General features: G+C 44.4%; 26 protein-coding genes. 8 read left to right on the forward strand and 18 right to left on the reverse strand.

Going from position 1 to position 23,338, the window contains the following annotated elements; translation table 11 throughout:
• Nucleotides 1–5 precede the first annotated feature (5 nt).
• Complete coding sequence (locus UF05_RS25045) at nucleotides 6–140, forward strand: TIGR02808 family protein (protein ID WP_005463497.1); 135 nt, start codon at nucleotides 6–8, stop codon at nucleotides 138–140.
• A 166-nt stretch (nucleotides 141–306) separates the two neighbouring features.
• Here the strand turns inward: UF05_RS25045 and phaC are convergent, their stop codons facing one another.
• From phaC to UF05_RS17975, 4 genes are all read right to left on the reverse strand, one after another.
• Complete coding sequence (gene phaC, locus UF05_RS17960) at nucleotides 307–2,082, reverse strand: class I poly(R)-hydroxyalkanoic acid synthase (protein WP_045546212.1); 1,776 nt, start codon at nucleotides 2,080–2,082, stop codon at nucleotides 307–309.
• Nucleotides 2,083–2,148: 66 nt separating this feature from the next.
• A complete protein-coding gene (locus tag UF05_RS17965) occupies nucleotides 2,149–2,496 on the reverse strand; it encodes a phasin family protein (protein WP_005398278.1) in 348 nt (115 codons plus the stop codon).
• A 44-nt stretch (nucleotides 2,497–2,540) separates the two neighbouring features.
• A complete protein-coding gene (locus UF05_RS17970; protein WP_045546330.1) occupies nucleotides 2,541–3,749 on the reverse strand; it encodes an acetyl-CoA C-acetyltransferase in 1,209 nt (402 codons plus the stop codon).
• Nucleotides 3,750–3,761: 12 nt separating this feature from the next.
• Nucleotides 3,762–4,502 carry an SDR family oxidoreductase gene (locus tag UF05_RS17975; protein ID WP_045546213.1) on the reverse strand — a complete coding sequence of 247 codons (741 nt, stop codon included), beginning with the start codon at nucleotides 4,500–4,502 and terminating at the stop codon, nucleotides 3,762–3,764.
• Nucleotides 4,503–5,241: 739 nt separating this feature from the next.
• Between UF05_RS17975 and UF05_RS17980 the strand changes: the two genes are divergently transcribed.
• A complete protein-coding gene (locus UF05_RS17980; protein ID WP_045546214.1) occupies nucleotides 5,242–5,862 on the forward strand; it encodes a LysE family translocator in 621 nt (206 codons plus the stop codon).
• A 16-nt stretch (nucleotides 5,863–5,878) separates the two neighbouring features.
• Nucleotides 5,879–6,145, forward strand: a complete 267-nt coding sequence (locus UF05_RS17985) for a hypothetical protein (protein WP_025509074.1) — start codon at nucleotides 5,879–5,881, stop codon at nucleotides 6,143–6,145.
• A 61-nt stretch (nucleotides 6,146–6,206) separates the two neighbouring features.
• On the opposite strand, the gene secF is transcribed toward UF05_RS17985, so the two are convergent.
• The 4 genes from secF to UF05_RS18005 form a co-directional block, all read right to left on the reverse strand.
• Nucleotides 6,207–7,109 (reverse strand): protein translocase subunit SecF, encoded by a 903-nt coding sequence (secF, locus tag UF05_RS17990; RefSeq protein WP_005463489.1) that lies wholly within the window; start codon nucleotides 7,107–7,109, stop codon nucleotides 6,207–6,209.
• A gap of 2 nt (nucleotides 7,110–7,111) precedes the next feature.
• The gene (secD, locus tag UF05_RS17995) at nucleotides 7,112–8,950 is read right to left on the reverse strand and encodes a protein translocase subunit SecD (protein ID WP_045546215.1); all 1,839 of its coding nucleotides are present in this window, start codon (nucleotides 8,948–8,950) and stop codon (nucleotides 7,112–7,114) included.
• Between the two features lie 164 nt (nucleotides 8,951–9,114).
• Nucleotides 9,115–9,594, reverse strand: coding sequence for a hypothetical protein (locus tag UF05_RS18000; protein ID WP_005477272.1), 480 nt, complete (start codon nucleotides 9,592–9,594; stop codon nucleotides 9,115–9,117).
• Nucleotides 9,595–9,762: 168 nt separating this feature from the next.
• Nucleotides 9,763–10,434 carry an SH3 domain-containing protein gene (locus UF05_RS18005; RefSeq protein WP_045546216.1) on the reverse strand — a complete coding sequence of 224 codons (672 nt, stop codon included), beginning with the start codon at nucleotides 10,432–10,434 and terminating at the stop codon, nucleotides 9,763–9,765.
• A gap of 76 nt (nucleotides 10,435–10,510) precedes the next feature.
• Here UF05_RS18005 and UF05_RS18010 point away from each other — a divergent pair, with 76 nt between their 5' ends.
• Together UF05_RS18010 and UF05_RS26770 are read left to right on the forward strand one after the other, a co-directional pair.
• Nucleotides 10,511–11,059, forward strand: coding sequence for a hypothetical protein (locus tag UF05_RS18010; RefSeq protein WP_025534894.1), 549 nt, complete (start codon nucleotides 10,511–10,513; stop codon nucleotides 11,057–11,059).
• 176 nt (nucleotides 11,060–11,235) lie between these two features.
• Nucleotides 11,236–11,466, forward strand: coding sequence for a hypothetical protein (locus tag UF05_RS26770; RefSeq protein WP_025621960.1), 231 nt, complete (start codon nucleotides 11,236–11,238; stop codon nucleotides 11,464–11,466).
• Nucleotides 11,467–11,490: 24 nt separating this feature from the next.
• Here UF05_RS26770 and UF05_RS18015 read toward each other — a convergent pair whose 3' ends face one another.
• Both UF05_RS18015 and UF05_RS18020 read right to left on the reverse strand, forming a co-directional pair.
• Nucleotides 11,491–12,114 (reverse strand): class I SAM-dependent methyltransferase, encoded by a 624-nt coding sequence (locus UF05_RS18015; RefSeq protein WP_005485201.1) that lies wholly within the window; start codon nucleotides 12,112–12,114, stop codon nucleotides 11,491–11,493.
• A 38-nt stretch (nucleotides 12,115–12,152) separates the two neighbouring features.
• Nucleotides 12,153–12,602, reverse strand: a complete 450-nt coding sequence (locus UF05_RS18020; protein WP_005485150.1) for an Lrp/AsnC family transcriptional regulator — start codon at nucleotides 12,600–12,602, stop codon at nucleotides 12,153–12,155.
• A 149-nt stretch (nucleotides 12,603–12,751) separates the two neighbouring features.
• Between UF05_RS18020 and UF05_RS18025 the strand changes: the two genes are divergently transcribed.
• Together UF05_RS18025 and UF05_RS18030 are read left to right on the forward strand one after the other, a co-directional pair.
• Complete coding sequence (locus tag UF05_RS18025) at nucleotides 12,752–13,678, forward strand: DMT family transporter (RefSeq protein WP_024700028.1); 927 nt, start codon at nucleotides 12,752–12,754, stop codon at nucleotides 13,676–13,678.
• A 95-nt stretch (nucleotides 13,679–13,773) separates the two neighbouring features.
• Nucleotides 13,774–14,436: a flagellar brake protein gene (locus tag UF05_RS18030; protein ID WP_045546217.1), complete on the forward strand. Its 663-nt coding sequence runs from the start codon at nucleotides 13,774–13,776 to the stop codon at nucleotides 14,434–14,436.
• A 19-nt stretch (nucleotides 14,437–14,455) separates the two neighbouring features.
• Here UF05_RS18030 and UF05_RS18035 read toward each other — a convergent pair whose 3' ends face one another.
• The 8 genes from UF05_RS18035 to UF05_RS18070 form a co-directional block, all read right to left on the reverse strand.
• Nucleotides 14,456–15,499, reverse strand: coding sequence for a DUF2955 domain-containing protein (locus UF05_RS18035; protein WP_045546218.1), 1,044 nt, complete (start codon nucleotides 15,497–15,499; stop codon nucleotides 14,456–14,458).
• Nucleotides 15,500–15,511: 12 nt separating this feature from the next.
• Nucleotides 15,512–16,567, reverse strand: coding sequence for an HlyD family secretion protein (locus UF05_RS18040; RefSeq protein WP_045546219.1), 1,056 nt, complete (start codon nucleotides 16,565–16,567; stop codon nucleotides 15,512–15,514).
• A 38-nt stretch (nucleotides 16,568–16,605) separates the two neighbouring features.
• Complete coding sequence (locus UF05_RS18045) at nucleotides 16,606–17,061, reverse strand: MarR family transcriptional regulator (protein WP_005477342.1); 456 nt, start codon at nucleotides 17,059–17,061, stop codon at nucleotides 16,606–16,608.
• 211 nt (nucleotides 17,062–17,272) lie between these two features.
• Entirely contained in the window at nucleotides 17,273–19,849 is a 2,577-nt protein-coding gene (gene luxQ / locus UF05_RS18050) for a quorum-sensing autoinducer 2 sensor kinase/phosphatase LuxQ (protein WP_005463469.1), read from the reverse strand.
• Nucleotides 19,849–20,946, reverse strand: coding sequence for an autoinducer 2-binding periplasmic protein LuxP (locus tag UF05_RS18055; RefSeq protein WP_005463467.1), 1,098 nt, complete (start codon nucleotides 20,944–20,946; stop codon nucleotides 19,849–19,851). The genes luxQ and UF05_RS18055 overlap by 1 nt, the downstream gene beginning before the upstream one ends.
• Before the next feature lie 350 nt (nucleotides 20,947–21,296).
• Nucleotides 21,297–21,617: a GIY-YIG nuclease family protein gene (locus UF05_RS18060; RefSeq protein WP_005463466.1), complete on the reverse strand. Its 321-nt coding sequence runs from the start codon at nucleotides 21,615–21,617 to the stop codon at nucleotides 21,297–21,299.
• Nucleotides 21,614–22,264, reverse strand: a complete 651-nt coding sequence (locus UF05_RS18065) for a YceH family protein (protein WP_045546220.1) — start codon at nucleotides 22,262–22,264, stop codon at nucleotides 21,614–21,616. Before UF05_RS18065 ends, UF05_RS18060 begins: the two co-directional genes overlap by 4 nt.
• A gap of 176 nt (nucleotides 22,265–22,440) precedes the next feature.
• Nucleotides 22,441–22,656 (reverse strand): hypothetical protein, encoded by a 216-nt coding sequence (locus UF05_RS18070; RefSeq protein WP_005477197.1) that lies wholly within the window; start codon nucleotides 22,654–22,656, stop codon nucleotides 22,441–22,443.
• 327 nt (nucleotides 22,657–22,983) lie between these two features.
• Here UF05_RS18070 and UF05_RS18075 point away from each other — a divergent pair, with 327 nt between their 5' ends.
• On the forward strand, nucleotides 22,984–23,298 hold the full coding sequence (locus tag UF05_RS18075; protein WP_005453573.1) for a DUF496 family protein: 315 nt from the start codon (nucleotides 22,984–22,986) through the stop codon (nucleotides 23,296–23,298).
• Nucleotides 23,299–23,338 lie beyond the last annotated feature (40 nt).

Raw genomic sequence — 23,338 nt, forward strand, 5'->3', positions numbered from 1 at the left:
AAACCATGAGTACTTTAGAATCTGTGATTTGGCATATCCTTGGATACAGCGCAATGCCAGTGATTATTCTTTCCGGCTTTGTAGGAGTAGCAGCAGTCTCTTTATGGCTACTCTCACTAGGTAAGGATAAAGAGGTTTAACCGCAAGGTTAGTTCATCTCTACCCCGTCAACTTTTTATTGCCTATTTTGTTGACACTTAGCGCCGAGCAAATGCTCGGCGCTTTTTTTGATAGCGTAATGATCGCTTATCCAACCATAAAAAAAGCGACCATGTAGGCCGCTAAAGATTATTGCTATAGGGAGTTTTAAGACTCTTTCACTGGCAGAACTTGCTTAACGTATTGTCCTGGCGCTTCATCAATCACTGGGTAATTTTCTGAGCCCACAGCGAATGGTTCAACCTGCTCTTGCGGGTTGTATTGCAATAACCATTCGTTCCAATGCGTCCACCAAGAACCTTCTTTGTGTTCTGCATTGCTCAACCACTCATCAGCTGAGTCATCAAGAGTGTCATTTAACCAGTAGCCATATTTGTTTTTAGCAGGATGGTTAACAATACCAGCAATATGGCCCGATTCGCCTAATACAAAGGTCTTATTGCCGCCAGTGTGCAATGCACCTCGGTATGTGCCTTGCCAAAGCGCGATGTGATCTTCTTTCGTCGACACAAAATAGCTAGGAATTTTGATCTTGTTGAGATCAATCCACACTCCGCCAATTTTAACGCCTTTGTCTTGCACGAGTTTGTTCTCTAGATAGAGCTCGCGAAGCAAGAAGTTATGAGACGCGGCACTAACGTTGGTGCTATCGCTGTTCCAGTACAACAAGTCGAAATCAACCGGACTGTTACCTTTCAAGTAATTGTCGACGTAGTAGTTCCAGTACAAGCTGTTTTCACGCAACAAGCTGAATGTTACGCTCAGTGAACGACCATCCATGTAACCTTTTGCGTTGTTCTGCGTCTCGATAGCGCTAATGATTGTGTCGTTAATGTACGCGCCGACTTCGCCCGGTTGAGAGAAATCCAAAAGCGTTGTGAAGAACGTCGCCGATTTGATGCGCTTCTTCATACGTTTTGCTGCATAGTACGCAACAGTGCTCGCTAAAACCGTACCACCAATGCAGTAACCTGCCGCGTTGATTTGCTCTTGCCCTGTGATTTCTTCAATCGCAGAAACCGCTTTCACAACGCCTTCAGTAACGTAATCACCAAATTCAACATGCGCTTGCGCTTTACCTGGATTACGCCAAGAAATCATGAACACACTGTGGCCTTGTTCAAGCAACCAGCGAACCATCGAGTTCTTCGCAGTGAGGTCAAGAATGTAGTATTTGTTGATGAAAGGCGGAACGATAAGCAGTGGTGTCGCGTTGACTTTTTCGGTTAACGGACGATATTGAATAAGCTCAAACAACTCATTCTGAAAGACCACATCACCAGCGGTTGTCGCAACGTCATCCCCCACTCGGAAAGCGTTGTTGTTCGTCATACGCACTTTTAAAATGTCTGCGCTCGACTCAACGTCTTCTTTCAACTGCTCTAAGCCAGCCAGTAGATTTTGACCGTTTTGCTCAAGTGTCAGCTTTAAAAGCTCTGGGTTAGTTGCGATGAAGTTGGAAGGAGAAAGGGCGTTAATGGCTTGGCGAGAGAAGAAAATAATGCGTTCTTTCGTCTTTTCGTCTAAGCCTTCCAAAGACTCGATGGTATCAAGATAGGTCTTACTGAATAAAAGGTAGGATTGTTTGATGAAACTATACATGGCTTCATTTTGCCACGCTTCGTTTGAGAAACGCTTATCCCCTTTTTCAGTTTCAATGATTTGTGCTTGATTCCCCGCCAATGCAACATTCTGCCAAATTTGCAGTTGCTGTTCCCACCACTGTGCTTGCAGCTTTAAAATCGCAGCAGGCTGATTCGCAGCTTGTTCGAACAGTTTGGCAGTATCCTCAAAGTTCACTTCTTGCATAGCCTTGTTTAAAGGAGAGTTCACGACTGCCTTGTTCACTTCGAAATCATGCCACCACTGATGATTGGTTTCCTGAAGCTTCACAAGATAGTCCGAAAAGAAGTGTTGAAACATAGTCTTACTCCTATATTCGGAAAAAACAACGCCGCCCAAATCTAAGGGCGGCGAGAATCGGACAAATTACGCAGGAGTAACAGTCTTTAGATTTTCCGAAGTCATTTTCTCAACGTCTTCTTTGAACTCTTTTGCAATGGCTTGAAGCTTGTTGCTGTCATCCATCATTTGCTGAGAAAGCTTAGTAAGCACACTTAACTGTTGGCTGTTGAAAGCAGTTAGTGATGTCACGTCTTTGATTTCTGACGCTGCTTTCATCTGGTTTAGACCCACTTCGCTGTAAGTGCGAATTGCGTTCAGTTGAAGCTCAGTCAACACTTCTACGTTTTTTGTCACTAGCTTGTTGAACTTCAAGTAAGGTTCTAGATTTTTTTCAGTTTGATCGCTAAATGTTTTGAAAAAATCAGTGTACATGGTTTATCTCCTAGAGAAAGAATTAAAAATGTCCGTTTAAATAATTACTTAACTGCCTTTACAACCACAGCCGTGCCCATGCCGCCGCCCACACAAAGTGAAGCAACACCATATTGACCATTTTGTTTATGAAGCTCGTGAACAAGCGTCACTAAAATTCGATTGCCCGATGCACCAAGCGGGTGACCTAGCGCGATAGCACCGCCGTTAAAGTTCGCTTTATCTTGAATCGCATTAACTGGAACTTGGTTGGTTTCCGCCAACTGATGAATCACGCCAAGTGCTTGCGCTGCAAATGCTTCGTTTAACTCGTAAACGTCGATGTCGTTTACTGTGAGTTCCGCTTTTGCGAGTGCTTTATTGACCGACTCAACTGGACCTAAGCCCATGATCTTCGGATCAAGACCCGATTGCGCGTAGCTTACGATCTCGGCAAGCGGCGTTAATCCGTGCGCTTTAACTGCGCTTTCAGACGCAACGATAATCGCACTCGCACCATCGTTAATGCCCGACGCATTACCCGCAGTCACTGTGCCTTCGCGGTCAAAAGCAGGACGCAGCTTGCTTAAAGCTTCCATTGTTGCGTTCGCTTTTGGGTATTCATCGGTATCGAACAGTACGGTTTCTCGACGCTGTTGCACTTCCACTGGCACAATTTCGTCTTTGAATTTACCTGCTTCAATAGCGGCAACCGCTTTCTGTTGGCTCGACAACGCATATTCGTCTTGCTGTTGACGAGTTAGGCCGATTTCTTTTGCTACGTTTTCAGCCGTCACACCCATGTGATATTGGTTGTAAACGTCGGTTAAACCGTCCGCTACGAGCAGATCTTTCAGCTCCAGATTGCCCATTTTGTTGCCATCACGAATGCTGCTTGGTGCGGCAAACGGAATCTGAGACATGACCTCAACACCCGCCGCAACAACGATCTCTGCATCGCCACTACGGATATGAGAAACTGCGTCCATGACCGCTTTCATACCGCTACCGCAAACCATGTTTACGCCGTATGCAGGAACAGATTCAGGAATCCCAGCAAACAATGCCGCTTGGCGGCCAACACCCATGCCTTGACCTGCACCAACAACGTTACCGACAATCACTTCGTCAACCTTGTCGCCAGCCAACTTTGCTGCTTCTAACGCGCCCTTAATCGCTACTGCTGCCAGATCGCCAGCTGAGGTATTTTTCAGGCTTCCACCAAAAGCGCCAATTGGGGTACGCTTCGCCGCTACGATAAATACTTTTTCCATCATCTTATCTCCTTAGTGCATGTATAAGCCGCCGTTCACCGACAAAGTCTCACCGGTGATATAAGCGCCCGCATCGCTGACCAAGAAGCTCACTGATGCTGCAATTTCTTCTGGTGTCGCAAGGCGTTTCATTGGGATTTGGTTGGTGATGGATTCCAACATTTCTGGCTTCATTTGCTCAACCATTGGCGTACCGGTGTACCCCGGAGCGATAACATTGACCGTCACACCCGAGCGAGCGCCTTCGTATGCCAAGGCTTTAGAGAAACCGATCATCCCAGCTTTCGCCGCCGAGTAGTTTGCTTGACCAAACTGCCCTTTTAGACCATTGACTGAAGAGATATTGATGACACGACCACCACCTTTTTCGCACATTGCTGCGAATAGGGGTTGCGTAACGTTGAATAGACTATTGAGGTTGGTATTGATGACATCATTCCAAGCTTGCGCAGTCATCTTTTTAAACACGCCATCGCGTGTGATACCTGCGTTGTTGACAACAACATCAATGGTTCCTTCTTCCTCAAGCAATTGCGCTAACTTCTCCGCACACTCAGCGGTGTTTGTTACGTCCAACTCAAAAAGGCGAACCTGATCTTTGGTAAACCCTTTACTGTTGAACCACTCCAGCGCACATTCGTAGTTACCTGTGAAATAAGTAGCGATTACACGGTAACCGTCATTGACTAATTGAGAGGAAATAGCAGAACCAATTCCGCCTTTTGATCCAGTGATCAAAGCGACTTTCTTCATTGAAGACTCCATTCTTAACGGCATTTAAAAAGCAAACTTAATACACTGATGAAATAGTTCACCAACTGACGTGTTTATTTATTCTTTTGACAACCAATCCTGTGCTGTCTTTTATTTTAAGTTAACCTAGAAATATTACATTTCAAATAAAAAACTAATCCATTTGCATAAGATTGATTTAGATCTCATTACACATGAAATGTTATAAAATAGTTAACTCTTCATAACTCATTGTTTTTAATAGTACTTACCTGAAACACCAGCCTACCAATACAGCAAAATAATCCTTATATATCATATGATTACATACAGAACGGCAGACGTTACATTATGTCATGATTTAAGATCTGAATTTTAAGTCTAAATGATTATGGCAAAAACAAGATTAGAATAATAATTCAAATATCAGTAAAGACAATTATCAAACATATCATTTAATTACTGCATTTAATGATAATTTAGTTATCAACATGGCTATTTAGAACAATGAAAATAAACAACGAAAAAATATAAACAATTAAATATATTTAATCGAAGATCGATATAAGAGTTTGTCTCATACTGGTGCAATACGCACTATTATGACGCAGAGATTAAAATATAATTTCATTTTAATTTTAAATATCCGAATAACATCAGCTAACTAACACAAAAATCAACCGTTCGCTTTGTAGTAGCATCCTCTCCCGCTTTGCACTATCTTTGTGGCTTCTCTTTAATCACTAAGTCATCAACAGATATGAATCTTGCATTGCTCAGTATGTTCATCCCCACTTTCTTTTTCGTCTCGATTACTCCAGGAATGTGCATGACGTTGGCACTCACATTGGGAATGAGTGTCGGCTATCGCCGGACACTGTGGATGATGATTGGAGAGTTAGCCGGAGTCGCTCTGGTTTCCGTCTCTGCGGTACTCGGCATCGCCGCAGTTATGCTCAATTATCCGTGGCTATTTACCGTCCTCAAATTTGCCGGCGGTGCGTATTTGCTCTATTTAGGTATCGAAATGTGGCGATCTCGAGGCAAACTCGCGATCAATTTGGAGAACTCAACTTCACCACCTAAAGGTAACTGGAATTTGGTTCTGCAGGGCTTCGTTACCGCCATCGCGAACCCTAAAGGTTGGGCATTTATGATCTCACTTTTGCCTCCATTCATCGACCAGAGCAAAGCCCTAGCGCCACAGCTCATGGTTTTAGTCTCGATCATTCTGCTGTTCGAGTTCATCTGTATGTCACTGTATGCGACAGGCGGTAAAGGGCTTAAACGTGTTTTAGGCCAATCAAAAAATGTACGTTTGATGAACCGTTTCGCAAGCACGTTGATGATGGGCGTTGGTATTTGGCTGTTTGTGAGTTAGAGCGGAACTAAAAGCAATGAAAAACCTCTTTCAAAAGTTCACGCAAGTGATGAGTGAAGTACTAGATTTTCAAGCCCGAGTTTGGATTGTGAACGTCTATGCAGGAGAGCATAAAGGCGAGTCTTATGTCGTTAATGAAGATGCTTTCTCTGAACCTCTTCAGTGGATGAAGAAAAAAGGCTACCAAGAGTCGATGTTGAATAAAGTCGAAGCAATGAAGCGCTCACAGATCTTAGAGTTCGATTTGGGACGGGTAAAACATCGTCTGATGCGCGTGAAATAAGCTCAAAAAAAGCGCCACTCAAAATGAGTGGCGCAAGCACTTTTACCTTAAAAAAACGATGCTATGGCGCAGCGTCGATCTCAACAGGCAGATAATGTTTCGGCTCCAGTTTCAACCACTCTGGCAGCACGGTACCAATCGAAATCGATGACCATGTACCAGACAGAACACCAATAAACATCGCGGTTGAGAAACCAGCCAAAGGCGCTCCTCCCATAATCCACAATGCTCCAACGGTGATCAGTGTTGTACCAGATGTCACCATGGTGCGTGAAAACGTCGCGATAACAGCTTGGTCATTGATGTCTTCTGTTTTCCAACTCTGCTTCGCAATCAACAGCTCACGGATTCGATCTGCAATGATGATCGAGTCATTCAATGAGTAACCTAAAATCGCCAGCACAGCAGCAAAAACGGTTAAGTTGAACTCCATTTGAGTAATTGCAAAGAAGCCAAGCACTAAGATCACATCATGGGCCAAAGCAAACAGTGAACCGCTTGCCAAACGCCACTCAAAACGGAAACACAAGTAACCGAGAATACTCAACACACAAATCAACAGTGCTAAGCCACCTTGTTCAAACAAGTCTTGGCCAACTTGAGCGCCAACAATACTGTTGCTGACAACATCAACTTGGTGAGAGATTGGCTTAAGTACATCTGCCACGCTTGGTAATGTCTGCCCTTCTTCCGGCGCAGAGTAACGGATCACCCAACGGCCATCTTCACCAGAACGAGTTACTGACGTTGACTCACCAAGTTTTGGTTGCAGTACATCAAGCAGATCATGGTTAGTTAGCTGCTTATCTACCTTTACTTCTGTCACCATACCACCAGTGAAATCCAAGCCGAGGTTCAACCCTTTAAAGCCTAGAGCGACTAACGCGATCACCGTCAAAATGATGGAAACTAGCGTAGTAAAGTAGCGAATTTTACGAATATTTTGTTTTAGCATTTCGACCATGATTAAACCCTCACATCACGACGGGCATCGCGGCCCCAAATTAAATTGATCATTGCTCGAGAGGCAAATACGCCTGTAAACATACTGGTTAACAAACCTAATCCGAGTGTTAAGGCAAAGCCTTGGATTGGGCCGTTACCGATGGCGTACAAAATCACGGCGGTGATCATAGTAGTAATGTTGGCATCAAGGATGGTCGAGAACGCGCTGTCAAAGCCTAGATCAATCGCTTGAGCGAAGCTGCGACCTTCACGCATTTTGTCCTTAATACGTTCGAAAATAATAACGTTGGTGTCCACTGCCATACCGACGGTTAACACTAAACCTGCAATGCCAGGAAGCGTTAGCACCGCACCTGGTAACAAAGCAATTAGGCCAAGCAAACAAAGCATGTTGGCACAAAGCGCCACGTTTGCTACCCAACCTAAGCGGCGGTACCAAAGTGCCATAAAGGTCAGTGTTAAACCCATACCTAAAGCCAGTGCTGCAAAACCGTTTTCAATGTTCTCCGCACCCAGAGAAGCGCCGATAGTACGCTCTTCCACAATAGTAACTGGCGCGGTTAGTGAACCCGCACGAAGTAATAGCGCTAACTGCTGCGCATCGTCCATGCTACCTGCTCCGGTAATACGGAACTGGCTACCAAGTTGAGATTGAATAGTCGCGACGCTGATAACGCGCTCACTACGCTCGGTTACACCGCGATCGTTTGTCTTGTACTCTCGGTAAACGGTCGCCATTGGCTTGCCGATGTGAGTTGCTGAGAAGTCGCTCATTTTCTTACCACCGGCGTGGTCAAGAGAAATATTTACTTCTGACATACCCATTTTGTCGACACCAGCTCGAGCGTTTACGATGTGCTCACCCGTTAGGACTGGTCGTTTTGCCAAAATCACAGTACGACCGTCATTGTCTTGAAGAACAAGATCTTGGCTGCTGTGTGCTTGGCTCGCATCTTTCACTTCATAAAACGCCAAGCTTGCTGTTGCACCAATAACGTTTTTCGCTTGAGCAGGATCTTGTACACCAGGGAGTTCAATTCGAATGCTCTCTTTACCTTGGCGTTGCACTAGTGCTTCTGTGATACCAAGTTCTTCAATACGACCACGCATGATCTTCAAGTTTTGTTGAAGAGTCGACGATTGAAATTCTTGGATATTTTGTTCACTCGGTTCAAGCACAAAGCCACGAGATGAACTTTTTGAAATCCAGCCAGGGTAATTTTGACGCAAGAACTTGTTCACTTCCGACAATGCTTGCTCGCTGTCACTGTTTACCGTAATTCGGTTGCCGCTTTCTGCTCGAACTTGCACACCACGAACACGTTGATCACGTAAATTCGCTTTGATTTCATCAATCAACGCATCACGTTGCTCTTCAAACGCTTTATGCACATCAACATTCAACAAGAACTGAACGCCACCACGAAGGTCAAGACCGAGTTTAATTGGGCTAAAGCCCATCTCATTCAACCATTCTGGCGCAACCGATACGTATGAGAAAGTGATGCTGTCGTCTTTATTTAGCTCTTTGTTTAACAACGCACGAGCTTTACTTTGCGCATCTTCACCATCGAATACAATGGTTGTTTTGCCGTCTTTTTCAATGATTTTGTCGGCTGAAATATGGTTGGTTTTTAGCAGTTGATTCAGATGAACAACCGACATTTCACTGTTGTTTTGATCCGCAAACGTCAACTGGATAGAAGGCTGTTCGCCAAACCAAGTTGGGATCGCACTTAAGGTTAAGATAATGACCGTCGTGATTAATACGACATATTTCCAAGCTGAGTAGTGATTCATCAGCTTTCTGTTCTTTTGCTGCTTTGGTGTTTTTTTCATGTAAACATCATCCCTTCACGATGAAGTGAAGCTTTTAATAACAAGGCTTAACACACGACAGATGCTCCCAGAATAAATTCAGGGTATGAAATGCTCAGAACGCTCACGTCCTGTCGAATACAATCGTCGTGTTAAGAGTGCACAATGGTGCAAATAGATGGTGTTTAGGCAGAGAACTGACTATTGAGTGCGACGTACATGGCATTGGTCTCTTTCCAACCAGAAATGCGATGATCGCTTGTGAAATGATAAAATGTGGACTGGTTGTGACGCCAGTTAATGTCCATCAAGCTGTATGCGTAACCCGCATCAGCGTAAAACGGAGTCGTGAGATCGCCGACAAAATCTACGTGCTCGTCATCAAGCCCTTCTCGTAAGTAAGACGTCCAGCGTTGAGAGTTAAACAAAGCAACGGAATCGAGACTTGCATGACCTTCAGATACTGGAGATTGAGAACTTTCTTCTGAAACTTCAGAGAAATCGACGGAAGAGTTTGGCGATACACTAGCAGCTACAAAAGGTTGTAGCTTAGAAAAGTGCGGTACGTGAGCCTTGTGATCGATTTGCGCAGCAGATACATGCACTGGTAGCAATACCATTGCAAATAGCAGCAAAATCAATTTTCTAAGGTAAATCCAAGGCATAGGAACTCACTAAAAACACAAAGAGCCAAGTTAGGTCACTTGGCTCAATGATAGTATTCCTATTGATTATGGTTCACAACTAAAAAGTTATAAATCTCTGATTTCAGGTTTGTATCGTCATTGCTTTTATCAAAACGTCTTTAGAGAACCAATGTAATCGGTCGTAAGTTACCGATAAAAAAGCTCACCCTTATCGACATCTAAGTAGATCTTGTTCTCTTGCTCCAAACCGCCGCAATAGATGAAGTAAACATTGCGCTTTTTGAACGTCACAGAACGAACCCAACCTCCGAGCTCTTCAAAATCACTAGGATCACACGTTTCATCTTTCAGCAATTGCTGGGTTTTGTTTCGGAACATATCTAAATGCTCCTTCAAATCGTCTGACTTTTGTAGGTAGCCATCCAAGATCTCTAATCGCTCTTGCTCTTTGATGACAGGCTCAGCGTCAGAGAGACCTTTCGAGTTGACCCATTCCGCAGTCTCTTCTCCACCATCTTCGTAAACGATGTAGTCAGATAGACGAAACCAACCCTCGACCTTTTCCAGCACAGACACTTTTTCGCCTTTGTAAAGCGCATCAACTATCAGAGACTTATCATCAGGCTTGTTGTAAACGTTAACGCGACGCTCGATAACGTAATATTCCGTGATTTCAGGAGCTGGCGCTTCTAAATCCATGATGGGTTTGGAGGCATCCCCTGTATCTAAAGGCGCCTTTTCCGTTTTAGCCGCAACAGGCTTTTCAGGTTCGTCTTTTTGCATAAAAAAGAAATAGTAACCAGCACCCGCGCCACCCAGCAGCAGAAGAATCAACACTGCGATGAGAACTTTTTTCATGTTCTTTTCCTTTTTATTCTTTGTGCTTATCTCGCCATCTATACTGTTTAGAGACGGTTAACTTACGTGAGCAATCATGATCAACAAACACTATTGGATGCTGATACTTATCTTGTTCCCTTTGCTAGGGTTCGCCAATGTTCAATGTAATCCATCTTCTTGGAATGACAATCTTACCCAATTCAACCGTTTAGAGTCCAACTACAATCAGCATGTTAAGGTGTTCAACACCTTGTTAAGTGAACACAAGCAGCGCCAACTGCTTTCGCAAACTTTTTCCACAGATGAACTCAGTTTGTTATGGCGCGCTAAGTACAATCAAAACCTGTTCCAAAATCAGCTAAAAGCCTCGGTTCAGTACAAAGAAGAGTTAACGCAAAAAGCAAATGAGCTTATCAAGCTTAGTACCGAGTCGCAGTGGGCAGCCAATGGCTGGGAAAAGCTCGCTCAAAGTTGCAGACATACTAATGAAACAGCGAACCAAATCAGTGCAGAATGGTATCGAGAAAACGCTCAACAACTGGCTAAAGACTATACGACCCTCTCCTCGCAATTTCTGGGATTGGCCCACCTTTATGACAAAGAAGCGAGTGCATTAAAATACGCCCAAGGCTCTCGCCATTAAACTGTTACAAAATGGGACTGTTCCCCTTAATAAAATTGATTAACCAATAACCAAACCAGCCATTTTATAGAGACATACGTCACAATAATGCTTTACTTACGCGCGTTTTTTGGTTAATTTACCCATTAACAAAATTTAATAAAAAGTCACATTTGGCTGGAGATGATGCTACAAAAATGGTTATCAATCGATTAAGTAACAGGGATTGTCCTAATGCTACCAAAGCCAAGTTTTTGTCAGTAGTTAGGCACGTAAAAGAGTTCGGTTCAATTAGCGATTTGGACCTATGTAAAATCTTCGGAGAAACAATTTGGAGTGATGGAAGGGAATACCATTCAGCCGCGTTCTCATTTAAGGTTGATAGACAAACTGGTGACTGTAAGATCTCACAGTACAAACACCAATAAGGCTTAAAAGTTTATGAAGCGGAGTTAGGAAACTGGCTCCGCTTTTTTGATCATGACAATCGTGAAGTCGTGGTCTGAGTACCCCTCGATTAATTGCGCATCTGGGCATAGCCATCGGCAATAGCGCAACACCCCCACTTTGTTATGCGATTCTAGCATTCTCATACTCGGCAGCTTTTCTTCATCGAGTAAGTTAAACACACAGCCTATTCGAGCCGCTCGATACATCTTCTCAATCATTTCAATCGTATGATTGGCATTGCTCGATTTGTAGTTTAATGAACCTGACGCAAACACATAATCACTTTGAGGAAGAACAAGCTTAGAAAAGTCGCCACAAATGAAATTAACAGGCGTTTTAAAGGCTCTCTTTCTGGCCTTTGTGATGAACTGCTTCTGCTGATCAATGCCGACATAGCGCGCTGGATATTGATTCTGGCTCTCAATATATTCAAGCAGATCACCAAAGCCACAGCCAATATCGAGAATACTAACTGCCTCTAAACAAAGGCTACGAGTCAGCGCTTCAAATCGGCTGATTTGGCTATATTCGTCCTGCCAACCCAGCGTACGCGCTTTATCATTACCAAATTGTTTGTAACGCTTGCGGTGGTAGTTGGCAATCTTCAATCTATCGAGCCACTTCATTTATCTCCCCTCTTGCTCACTACAGTACAATGATCAAATTAAATGGGTAAACAGCCATTTCCTTTTACCTGCCGAATAGCAAGGTGTGTGTGGATGTCTTTGACGTTTTCTAACCTTTGCAGCTTTCTCGTGAAGCTTTCGTATCCGGGAAGATCTTTACTGACCACTTCCAATAAATAATCGTAAGCGCCAGATACGACGTGACAAGAAATCACCTCATCCATATCGACGATTGCGGTTTCAAACTCATCGATTGACGACGCTTGGTGGTTATTCAAACTCACTTCAACGAACACCGTCATCGCAATACCTACTGCGCCACGTGAGATCATTGCTCGATATCCGCTAATAACCCCTTCTTGTTCAAGACGTTTTAAGCGCCTCGCACATGGTGAAGCAGAGAGCCCTACTTGGTCAGCGAGCTCCGCTGTCGTTAATGTGGCGTCTTTCTGTATGAGATGAAGTAACTGCCTATCAATTTTGTCCATGCCAACTCCCTTTGCCAAAAATCACTAAATTTAATTAATTAAACGCAGTTTAACACCAATACTGAAACAAAGTACGTCACATCTTGCCAACATGATGCGTCAGTTTCGTTCAATAATTACAGCGAACTTTACACATGGACGCGACAACGATGATTTTGGGATACGCTGCAATTTTAGTGACCGTACTGCTTTGGTCTGGTTTTTTCATTTCGCTCAAAGGTGGGGCAATTTCGGCACTACAACCTGCTGATATTGCTTTGGTGCGCTTTCTCGTTCCTAGCCTAATCTTGTTGCCTTTTGTAATGAAACATAAAGCCGCCCTAAAAGCCGTTCCCAACAAATACCTTACTGGTATTGTCTTGGGTAGCGGTTTACCTTATTTACTTGTAGCGGGCACTGCCATGCATTTCGCTCCCGTCGCGCATGGTAGCGCCTTAATACCTGGCACGTTACCTTTGTTTGTTTCTGCCATTGCAGTCTTGTTCTATCAACAATCGCTGAGTCATCACCGCATTATTGGTCTTTCCACCGTACTGCTGGGTATTTTTGTGTTTCTGCTATCTAATATCGGGGAGGAATACAACTGGTCTCAACTTCAAGGGCACGCGATGTTTTTAGTTGGCAGCTTGATGTGGGCGGTTTTTACTATCAGTGCACGCGTAGCCAACCTCAACGCTTATGTATGCGCGGGTTTTGTCGCCATTGTCTCGTTACTTATGCTTATCATCGCAGTCGGGTTCGGTTGGATAGACAGTTATTTAGCGGTAACGCCTATCTCGAGTTGGCCTTGGGAGGAGCTGTTTAGCCATGCAATGCTACAAGGTGTCGGCGCAGGGCTTATCGCATCGTTTACGTTTATCTATGCCATAAAAATCATTGGCGCTGAAGCCAGCGCCGCATTTGGGTCTCTCACTCCCGTTGTCGCAACGTTGCTTGCCGTTCCAATCTTTGGCGAACAACCGGATTCGCTAACTTGGATCGCGTTAATTCTAGTCACTTGCGGTAGCGTAGTCGCCAGCCAAATCTTTATGAAGCATGAACTTACTCAAACTTATCGCCCACCACTTCACAGATAGCGATTAATTGACAAAAACTTTTATAAACCACACTTGATGAGTAAAACGGCGTTTTGGTAGCCTCTTTTCAATCAGAAATTGGAACCTCAGATCTTATGCCAGCAACTCATACGAAAGATGTACTGCATAAATTCCTCAAACCAGGGATGAAACTCTCGATTAACTTCGAATTTGGACCAAAAGATAAATTCAGCTACTCAACCGTTTATTTAGGAATAAAAGAAAATTCTTATTTGATCCTCGATATTCCGATGCGATTGCTCGAAGATCAAGTGATGAGAAAACTGCATAACGCCGATGTGATTGTACGCGGCGTTTCCGACACTGAACTTGGTCACGTGTTGGCTTTTAAATCCAGTGTACTAATGACAGCCGTTCGCCCTTCCCCTCTGCTCTTTATTCGCATACCCGGTACGTTTGCAACTAAGCCTGTTAGAGAGCACGAGCGTTACAAGCTGCAAATGGACTGTACCATCGATCACAGCGGCAATATTTATGACGGCAGTTTGGTTGATTTTTCACTGGCAGGCGTCGGTGTTCAGACCTTTATTGAACCTGAGTTTAAGGTTGGAGACCGAGTTTCGGTGGTATCACCTCTTAGCATTCATATAGGAGAGGAAAATCCTTGCTTGATCGCCAATATAAAGAAGCAACCCAAAGGCTGGGTTATAGGCATTCGATTCGAGCAACCCATTACTATGACTGAAGATTTGAAAACCAATTTGCTGGAACAGTCCTTTCTGACCAGCAACGTATGATTTAGTGAACTGAGGCGCGTCAAGGCAATGGTTGGCTAAAGCGCGTTGCGGCAAAGCTGTTGAGTAACCGATGCACGGCATAAGTAACAAGCAAAGTGACCACGATGGCAAACAGTATGCTGCTGACTCGATACAAAGCACTAAAAATCAGGTCACCATCGGGCGTGAGATACTGTCCGAATAAGATCCCTAAAGTAGTGAGGCCGCCAAAGCCTGCACCTGAACCACTGGATTCTTTCACATGCATGTAACTGAAGATCATCGCGCCAATCCAAAGTAACGGCACAATAAACAGCAAAGTATCTGACCAATCATACAAAATTAGCTGCCCGACGATACCAAAGGTCACGCCTAGCAATGTGCCCATCGCCCGTTTACGAGCGTAACCTAAGGCGCCATTCCAGTGCATTGGAAACAGGAGCAACAAGGTTGTCGCCTGCGCTGACATGGAATCGTTCAAATCAAAGATCTGAAACACCAAAAAGGACATGGTTGCAATACTCGCCCCCATAAGAGCCTCATGTCGCATCCGATGGCTTTGTTTGGCTTGTGAAGGCTTTGGCGGCGGTTGACGAGGTTCCGCATCTGGAATCAAAAACGTCACTAAATACGCCACAATGATGGACAAAACGTTCGCCTGTAAGTTACTAAAAATAAGATCATTCAGATCCGTTGTCGGGTAACTAGCAAAGTGCAGCATGATACTCAAACTAAGCACACTGTTCGCGCCAAATAGAAACAAACTCCCTTTTGACATACAAGCAAACTTGTAAAGAAACAAGCAGAATGCAATCAAGGTCATCAACACCGGATGACTACCAAACAAGCCCCCCAAAATGCCAACCTCTAGCCCACAAACAACAGCGGAGAAGATTAACTGTCTTGATGCATGCAAGTTCACTACTGGTACCATACCGAGCAAAAGCATGGGGGTTACGGTGAAAAACACACCGTAGTTCCAGCCAAGCAGCTTACACAGTGTAAAACCGATGGTTGCGCCAGTTGCAATGCGTAGGCATTGTCTGAAATCGTTCTCAGACATGGGGTGGTCCCATAATTTCATACCACCTCCCAATTAATAGATGTAATGCAAAGTACTCAAAAAACGAATTTGCAGACGAGCCAGCCAACCTGAAATCGTGCTATCAGGCAATAGTTGTACCGTCGCACGAGCACCCGCCGGGAAAGCTTGTAGCTGTTCGTTGATAGACAAATGCAATCTCAAACGCTGAGCATCCCTCACCCAGCGGTTGGAATCTGTTGGTGTCGCGAGGCGGCCGTCTGCATCAAATTGCCCCGAGCTTACCCCGGCATCCAAACTGGTAATGCGGGCTTCAAAAACCTCTCCTGGCAAACTATCAAAGGCCACCAGTGCTCGACTATCTCGGTTAAAATGACGCAAACTTTTCTCGCGAAAGTCCGCAATAATATCAACTTGATCCGAAACCAGTGCGATAAGTGGCGTCCCCGCAGCGGCGTAAGCACCTGTCTCTAACTGCAAGTTCGTGATAACACCATCGTGCTCGGCACTTACTTGAGTGTAAGAAAGGTTAAGCTCCGCTTGTTTTAGCTGGTTTTGGGCAACACGCACGTTGACGTTAGCTTCGCCGAGCTCGCCGCGGCTTACTTCTAGCTCTTTCAGGCGAGCTTTTGCTGCTAGCAAATTCGCTTTTGCCGCTGTTGCACTACTCTGCGCATCATCACGTTGTTGTTGAGACGTACCATTTCGGCTGAACAATGTATTCAGTCGATTGGCTTCACGGATTTTTTGCTCAGCGACGATTTTACTCGCTTCCACATCCGCTTTGGCTGCCGTGATAGAGGCATCCAACTGCTCATTGTTTTGGATCACTTGTTGTAAGTTTAATTGCGCTTTTTCTACCGCTAACTTGTATGGCTGCGGATCGATTTGGAACAACAAGTCTCCTTTTTGAATTTCTTGGTTATTTGCCACATAAAGATGGGTGATTTGCCCATTAACACGGGAGGCGACCTTGGTTACCACTCGGGTAGCCATCGCCTGAGGAGTTAACGGCATTGCTAAATCAGCAACAAGAAAATAGGCAAAGACAAGGACAAACGCGACGCAAGAATATTTGATCCAACGCGCGAACTTTTGGTCTGGAGTCATAGGCGTTTACTTCTCTTTTTTTATTAGGATTTCTGACTTTATTCGCCAAGTGAATCGAGCGCATTGTGAGCAATTTGCTCTAGGATCAAGCCCAATTTCTTTAGCTCTTGATCATTGATTTCTGAGAGCAGTTTTCGACGGACCTGCAAGATGCGTTCTTCCATTTGTATCAACAGCTCTTTGCCTTCGTCCGTTAAGCTGACAATTCGAGCTCGCTTGTCATGCTCACAACAACGTCGCGTAACGAGCGATTGCTCTTCGAGCAGTTTTAGCGTGCGCATCAACGAGGCAAGCTCAATCTCAAGCGCTTCAGCAAGTTGCTTTTGACTGATGTTGTCGCCCATTCGATACAGCTTCCAAAGCGCCGTCCAGCGCGGGTAAGTTAGGTTTAGCGGTTCGAGCTCACGGTCGGCAACCATCTTCCATAAACGAGCGACACGAGACAGTTTTTCGGCAAGGGACAGATCTCTCAAAATGTTGATGTCTTGAATCATAAGATGCACCCAATTACTTAGCGTGCTAAGTAATATAATTTAGTTAGCACGCTAAGTAAATATTTTTGTGATTTAAATCACAATGAACTTTTGCGCATTTAAAAGGTTGTGAAGAATTAAGATCTTCAGATTGCAGGAAAGAAAAAGCCCAACTCAGAAAAGCTAAGTTGGGCTAGGTAAACAAAGAAACTATCGTAAATGTGGCAGCAAACTATGTCCGTTCAATCAAGAAGCGCTGCTTGAAGTCAACAAAAGCCTCGTGGAGTGCATTTTCTTTAATGGGTTTCAGCAAAACATAGTTCGCGCCTGCTTCCATAAATGCATCACTGGTTTCTTGCGCAGTGTCGGCGGTGCAGGCGTAAATTGGCGTCCCCAATTTCAAGTTTTGACGAATCTCTTTCGTGGTTTCGATGCCACCAAGATGCGGAAGTTGGTTATCCATCAAAATCAAATCATAAGAGTGATCTTTTAAGAACTCCATGGCTTCTAGCCCATCCTTCGCCCAATCAACCTGCATCTTGTATTTGGTACAAAACGCTTTAAGAATAAAGGCGTTAGTATGGTTATCTTCCACCAGCAACACTTTCAGACTTTCATCAAACAACTCTGCAGGTTTTACGCGTTGGCTCGAATCCAACGGAGCCAGAACTCGCTCACGATCTTTTACTGGCAGCGTAACAACAAATGTGGTTCCTTGCCCTTTTTGACTGCGAACTTGTACATCCCCGTCGAGCATATCGACCAAGTTTTTCACGATGGTCAAACCAAGGCCACTGCCACCGTATTCGCGAGTTGTGGTCGCTTCTTCTTGAACAAAAGGTTCGAACATTTCATCCAACTTGTCGGACTCAATACCGATACCCGTATCGCTGATTTCAACCACTAGCACACTATTGTCTGCGCCATAAAACTGCTCTAACTCGGCATGTAAACGCACGCAGCCCGATGGCGTGAACTTCACCGCGTTACTGACTAAATTAAACAGAATTTGATTCAGACGAACTTGGTCGGTGAAAATCTCTACATTGCCATCAAGCCGGTTTTCAATGACAAGTTCAACCCCTTTGTTTTCGCAAATAGGGCGATAGATGTTTTCTAGCGTTCGCATGGTATCAGCGAAGGAGAAAGGATGTTTTTGGATATTGAATTTGCCTTGTTCAATCTTTGAGAAGTCCAAAATATCATTCAATACAGCAAGTAAGTGCTCACCACTGTGGCGAAGAACATCGATTTGATTCTTCTGCTCTTCCGCTTCCACGGAATCTTTGAGTAGCTGCGCAACACCCAAAATACCATTAATTGGTGTGCGAATTTCATGGCTCATTTTAGCCAAGAAGTCAGCTCGCGCTTGCGCGGATTTTTCGGCTTCTCTGCGTGCTAAGTTACTTTGCTTTTCAGCTTCGATCAGCGTTGTAATATCTTGCCCTTGAACAATGATGCCGCTGATATCACCATCGACACGAATTGGCGATAAGTTCCAACGAAAGACTTTATCACCAATAGGCACGTTCACTCCCGTCAGTGTCGCGCCCTGCGCTGCCATTCTTAAATGTGGCACCAGTTTGTCTTTGAATCCTTTAAATACAGGATGCATGGTTTCGATGTCATTTTCGATAACCAGTTCTTTGCGAGCTGCGGGGTTGATTTGGATCAGCACGCCCGCTTCTGACCACACCATGATTGGCGATAACGCGAAGTTAAACAGGTCTCTAAACGATCGCTTCTGAGCTTCTAATTCTTCAAACGTGCTTTCCAGCGTCGAACCAATGTGGTCAAACTCTTCAATATCCGACCCACCAAAACGCTCAAAGCCTTTTTCTTCGCGAGCAGAACGCGTGTAAGACATGAGCGACCCCAGCTCTTCCACAACTCGGTTTTCAATCCACTCTTTGGTCATCAGCGCAATCATGATCATGCCAATAACAGACGCTAACATCGCCAAAAAGTGTTGAATTTGCAGCGTAACAACACTCTGGTTGTCTTGCACAGTAAGTAACTTCAAGTTGGTGATGGCCGCGTTCACTTCAATCGGCGTTTGGATGATCAATAACTGATCTAACTTCTTCTGGGTCTCTTTGCGTTTCAACACATCGAAGATTTTGTATGACTCATCCCCCGCTAGTGAACTCGCCACAGGAATGTCGTTCGCCACCAGCACAACATTGTCGACGTTGCCTTCGTTTTTTAACTTCTCCATCAAGGCGAAGTTATTATCCAAGACGACCGCATTGTACGAATACCCCATCACTTCGCCCGTTTTCGGCTCTAACACAGGAACGCGGCGTAGCAACAAGTGACGAGCACCCATTGACGTGATTGACGTGACGTAATACCAATTATTACTGAACGTGACTTTGCTAGTCAGGCCGTCCAGCATTGAGTCGTTGATGCCATAAAAATGCGCGTTCCCATCGTCCCAAATAATACCTTGATGGTCGGTGAGAAAACGAAATTCAGGCGTGTGCGAAGGATCACTCTGATCAATGCTGAGAAAGAAGTAATTTAAGGCTTCTTCATTTCGCTCCGAGTAAAAATCCAAAATCACATCACTTTTCGAATTGCTGTCGTGATGGATCTGAATCGCTGCAAAATGACTTTCAAAAATATTCAGAATCAACGCAGACGTTTGCTGCTTGGTTCGGTCGACCTCCTGCCAAATGATCTGTTTGGAGAAGTAATAACTCTGAACGAAAATGCCTAAAATGATCGGAGCAAGAACGAGAATAATAATTTTAGTTATAAGCGTCGACAGCGAGCGACGCTTTTTTAGCTTTGATGTAATTGTCATCAATTATCTGAGTATCTAAATGCACGTTTTCTGAGAGCTTCAATTCGCTCAGGGGAATCTGATTTGGTCACAACTTCGAAGTCCCCAGAGTACACCGTTGGTACAGGCTTACCTTCCAAATCCCATTTGATCGCCTCTGCCATCGCAATGCCAGTATCATCATTCATACGCATGACGGTGATATCTAACTCCCCTTTTAAGATAGCGTCTAGCTCAGCAGAACCACCGCCCCAGCCATTAATCATTACGTCTTCACGGCCAAGTTCAGACAGTGCTTCGACGGCACCTAACGCAACGTCGGTAGAACAAGCATAAATGAACTCCACATCTGGGTATTTTTTCAAGCTGGCTTTTGCAGCTTCATACCCGGACTGTTTTGTCGCTTTTGTATAGTAAGCAGATTGTAGTTCAAACTGACTGTCTTGGTTCACTTGGTGAATGAATGTGTTACCACGGATATCGCTAATGTAGCCTTCAGAGAAGTACAAAACGCTGTAATGGGTATTTTTCGGGAACTGCTTGCCAAACTCCACAGCGAGTTCGCGACTGCCTTCAGCGTGATCGAAACCGACGTACATAAAAGGCTGTCGAGTTTCCCATTCACGGACTGGCGTCGTGATATTTTGCAGGATAAGTTTGGTTTTGGTGGAATCTAAAACGTGTTCGACAAACTTACGATGTCGGGTCGTATCGAGTGTAAAAATTAAGTAGTCGGAATTGCTTTTCAGTGCTTCCATCAAAGAAAGGCTTTGTTGTTTGATATCGGCGTTAGGTCGCGTAAACACTTGATTGATTTGGTAATCAATATTGAGTTTATCTAAGCGCTTCTCAAACGCGTCGATGTTTCTTATCCAGTAATCAGAAATCTGCTGCCCTGGATAAACAACGGAGATTTTTAATGGGTGTCTTTTTTCAGGGGCAATAGGTACAGGATCGTCTCTCACGGCCGCAGCCAGAGCATCCGTTAAGTGTTTCTGTTCTGGGAATTCATTTAAGAATTCTTGATACGCCCAGTAGCCGTTAAGAACCTGAGAGGCTTGTGAAGCCGGAGACATGCCGGCAATTGAAATCAGGGACAATACTAACGCTTTATTCATTTATTGCTCTTTTAGCTTTTTTATTGAGCCTACTTCAGCTCTGTTTGTGACCTAGCCGAGTCATCCTTTACTCTTGTAATCTACCTTCCACTGAGTGTTTGTTTCAATAGTAAATTTGTCTACTTGGAACAGAACATCGGGCCATTATGCGTCAGAATAGCCATACATGATATACCCAAAGTCCATATGGTATTCTGCTTTTATCTCAAGAAGCTCGGATGTATCGGGCTCGGCCGTATTAGTCGGCTGTATCAATAAATACAAATAAACCGCCAATGTTGGCGGCTTATAAAAGACAATTGAAGTTTAAGAATCCGAAAAACAGGCACTCAAACGGTCACGATGAACCGTTAACTTTGAGAGCAAGACTCAAACATCACTTGCTGATTGTCATCCACGGCAATCAAAGCTTTGAGTTCAACCAACTGCTCTTTCTTGCTCTTGGTTAGTTGTTTGATGAAATACTCAGCGCGCATTGCTGTTACTTTTGAGTCGAAGCTAGTCGACCACTCTAAAACAAGAGGCCCTTTACCCTTGAGCGCTTTTGCGCCTTTGCCAAGTTGGTGCTGTTTAAATCGCCTTTCGATGTCATTGGTAACACCGCAATACAGTGCATTACGGTTATTGCGGATCAGATAAACGCTCCAGTGCTGCTCAACGCTTTCACTCATGAAAGTAGAGATTCTACCTGCGCTTTCAATGCATCGAGTTCTTCTCTTAACTCGGCAACTTCTTGCTCTAACTGAGCGACACGCTCTGAGCTTGATGAAGTAGCCGGAACTGCCGCAGCCATTGCTGACACATCGATTTCACCACAGAACAAGTGCATGTAACGAGATTCACGTTTACCAGCTTCACGAGGTAACTTCACCACAAGCGGGCCTTTCTCTTCGCTAGCAAGATGCTCAAGTACAGCTTCTACTTCTTTTACATCGTGGAAAGTGGCAAGGCGGTTGGTTCGAGTGCGGATCTCGCCTGGCGTTTGCGCTCCACGCAGCAACATGCAACAGATGATGCCCTTCTCTTGCTCCGACAATTTAAGATCGCCAAACTCGGTGTTGCAAAAACGATGTTGGTACTTGCTAACACGGCTATTGAAAGCGCTCTCATCGCTGACAAGTCGACGCTCAATCAACGCATCAACAGCATCAAGGACGTCAGATTCTGACAATGCCATCACAGGCTCACGGTTGCTTTTTTGGTTACATGCGTTGGTCAACGCGTTCAAACTGAGGGGATATTGGTCGGGGGTGGTCACTTCTTTTTCAATCAAGCAACCAATTACTCGTGCTTCAATTGCCGTTAGCTCAACTTTCATAATGCATTTCCTTATTATTTTTGCATTTGAATTTATACCTAAACCGCATCTAAGTCTTTTATGTCTACTTTGCACCGTCGATTCAAAACGCTGCACGACTTGAAGCTGTTTAGGTATAGGTGCCAGGCTAAAGCATAGCGCAAAGACCTAGCACCCATCGCGAATCGGGGTCGGTCTCAATGCTCCGAGAGAATCGGCACTTTTCTCATATTGCCGTCTTCATCAATCATCATGATTTTCGAACGATTCAGTTCGACTTCCGTGATTTCAAGTTGGCTTCTCTCTTCAATGTACGCCGCTTTTAACTTTTCAGCCAAAGAGCTGGTGACTTTCTCATTCTCTTGACTGTCGGCTTGCTCCGCAGTGTTACCAGAGTCCATATCAAGTTTCATCATTTTTCATTTAATGACGCTGATGATATAGCGAAGGTCTCGCCATGACAACGTATCGATTTGTTCATAAATGCAAAATGCTATCCACTTATCGGCAATAACCGTCGCAGAAAGACGCATCCGTATCCCCTCAATAACCCGTTCATGGTGCAAATTTTTTCATCTTCGCTCCCCTCTAGTGACCCGACCAAAGGGCAGTTTGTCAGCGAGATATGAGAATTGGTTGAGATTTGGTCAACTCTGCATTGTGATTGATCTAAAGACTGTTATGCCACGGGATGTTGTGCTTTAATCGAGGTAGATATTCACAAATTAGGAAAGGGAACCATGAGTAGCGTATTTGAAATCGTTAACCAAGCTCGTCGTAAAAACAAACTAAAACGTGAGCTACTTGATAACGAAAAGAAAGTTCGTGATAACCGTAAACGTGTAGACCTTCTAGAAAACCTACTAGACTACATCAAACCAGAAATGTCTCACGATGAAATCGTCGCTATCATCAAAAACATGAAAGCTGACTACGAAGACCGCGTTGATGATCACATCATCAAAAGTGCAGAGATTTCTAAAGCACGTCGTGACATCAGCCGTCGCATTCGCGAACTGACTGAAGAAGACAAGCAAACTAGCGGCAAAAAATAAGCCCGATTAGTTCAAGTTTCAAACCCCGAGTGAGCATTCC

The sequence above is a fragment of the Vibrio sp. S457-15 genome, from assembly GCF_000960545.1.
In the GTDB taxonomy this organism is placed as follows: Bacteria; Pseudomonadota; Gammaproteobacteria; order Enterobacterales; family Vibrionaceae; genus Vibrio; species Vibrio parahaemolyticus.

What these genes read in the sequence shown, in the direction of transcription:
- UF05_RS18045 (WP_005477342.1), bottom strand. Translation starts at nt 17,061, where the DNA reads ATGATTCAAGACATCAACATTTTGAGAGATCTGTCCCTTGCCGAAAAA.
- UF05_RS18065 (WP_045546220.1), bottom strand. Translation starts at nt 22,264, where the DNA reads ATGAAAGTTGAGCTAACGGCAATTGAAGCACGAGTAATTGGTTGCTTG.
- UF05_RS17975 (WP_045546213.1), bottom strand. Translation starts at nt 4,502, where the DNA reads ATGAAGAAAGTCGCTTTGATCACTGGATCAAAAGGCGGAATTGGTTCT.
- UF05_RS18025 (WP_024700028.1), top strand. Translation starts at nt 12,752, where the DNA reads ATGATTTTGGGATACGCTGCAATTTTAGTGACCGTACTGCTTTGGTCT.
- UF05_RS17965 (WP_005398278.1), bottom strand. Translation starts at nt 2,496, where the DNA reads ATGTACACTGATTTTTTCAAAACATTTAGCGATCAAACTGAAAAAAAT.
- UF05_RS18030 (WP_045546217.1), top strand. Translation starts at nt 13,774, where the DNA reads ATGCCAGCAACTCATACGAAAGATGTACTGCATAAATTCCTCAAACCA.
- UF05_RS18005 (WP_045546216.1), bottom strand. Translation starts at nt 10,434, where the DNA reads ATGAAAAAAGTTCTCATCGCAGTGTTGATTCTTCTGCTGCTGGGTGGC.
- UF05_RS18055 (WP_005463467.1), bottom strand. Translation starts at nt 20,946, where the DNA reads ATGAATAAAGCGTTAGTATTGTCCCTGATTTCAATTGCCGGCATGTCT.
- UF05_RS26770 (WP_025621960.1), top strand. Translation starts at nt 11,236, where the DNA reads ATGGTTATCAATCGATTAAGTAACAGGGATTGTCCTAATGCTACCAAA.
- secF (WP_005463489.1), bottom strand. Translation starts at nt 7,109, where the DNA reads ATGGTCGAAATGCTAAAACAAAATATTCGTAAAATTCGCTACTTTACT.
- UF05_RS18060 (WP_005463466.1), bottom strand. Translation starts at nt 21,617, where the DNA reads ATGAGTGAAAGCGTTGAGCAGCACTGGAGCGTTTATCTGATCCGCAAT.
- UF05_RS18010 (WP_025534894.1), top strand. Translation starts at nt 10,511, where the DNA reads ATGATCAACAAACACTATTGGATGCTGATACTTATCTTGTTCCCTTTG.
- UF05_RS18015 (WP_005485201.1), bottom strand. Translation starts at nt 12,114, where the DNA reads ATGAAGTGGCTCGATAGATTGAAGATTGCCAACTACCACCGCAAGCGT.
- UF05_RS18035 (WP_045546218.1), bottom strand. Translation starts at nt 15,499, where the DNA reads ATGAAATTATGGGACCACCCCATGTCTGAGAACGATTTCAGACAATGC.
- phaC (WP_045546212.1), bottom strand. Translation starts at nt 2,082, where the DNA reads ATGTTTCAACACTTCTTTTCGGACTATCTTGTGAAGCTTCAGGAAACC.
- UF05_RS17980 (WP_045546214.1), top strand. Translation starts at nt 5,242, where the DNA reads ATGAATCTTGCATTGCTCAGTATGTTCATCCCCACTTTCTTTTTCGTC.
- UF05_RS18070 (WP_005477197.1), bottom strand. Translation starts at nt 22,656, where the DNA reads ATGAAACTTGATATGGACTCTGGTAACACTGCGGAGCAAGCCGACAGT.
- UF05_RS17970 (WP_045546330.1), bottom strand. Translation starts at nt 3,749, where the DNA reads ATGGAAAAAGTATTTATCGTAGCGGCGAAGCGTACCCCAATTGGCGCT.
- UF05_RS17985 (WP_025509074.1), top strand. Translation starts at nt 5,879, where the DNA reads ATGAAAAACCTCTTTCAAAAGTTCACGCAAGTGATGAGTGAAGTACTA.
- secD (WP_045546215.1), bottom strand. Translation starts at nt 8,950, where the DNA reads ATGAAAAAAACACCAAAGCAGCAAAAGAACAGAAAGCTGATGAATCAC.
- UF05_RS18040 (WP_045546219.1), bottom strand. Translation starts at nt 16,567, where the DNA reads ATGACTCCAGACCAAAAGTTCGCGCGTTGGATCAAATATTCTTGCGTC.
- UF05_RS18000 (WP_005477272.1), bottom strand. Translation starts at nt 9,594, where the DNA reads ATGCCTTGGATTTACCTTAGAAAATTGATTTTGCTGCTATTTGCAATG.
- UF05_RS18075 (WP_005453573.1), top strand. Translation starts at nt 22,984, where the DNA reads ATGAGTAGCGTATTTGAAATCGTTAACCAAGCTCGTCGTAAAAACAAA.
- UF05_RS18020 (WP_005485150.1), bottom strand. Translation starts at nt 12,602, where the DNA reads ATGGACAAAATTGATAGGCAGTTACTTCATCTCATACAGAAAGACGCC.
- UF05_RS25045 (WP_005463497.1), top strand. Translation starts at nt 6, where the DNA reads ATGAGTACTTTAGAATCTGTGATTTGGCATATCCTTGGATACAGCGCA.
- luxQ (WP_005463469.1), bottom strand. Translation starts at nt 19,849, where the DNA reads ATGACAATTACATCAAAGCTAAAAAAGCGTCGCTCGCTGTCGACGCTT.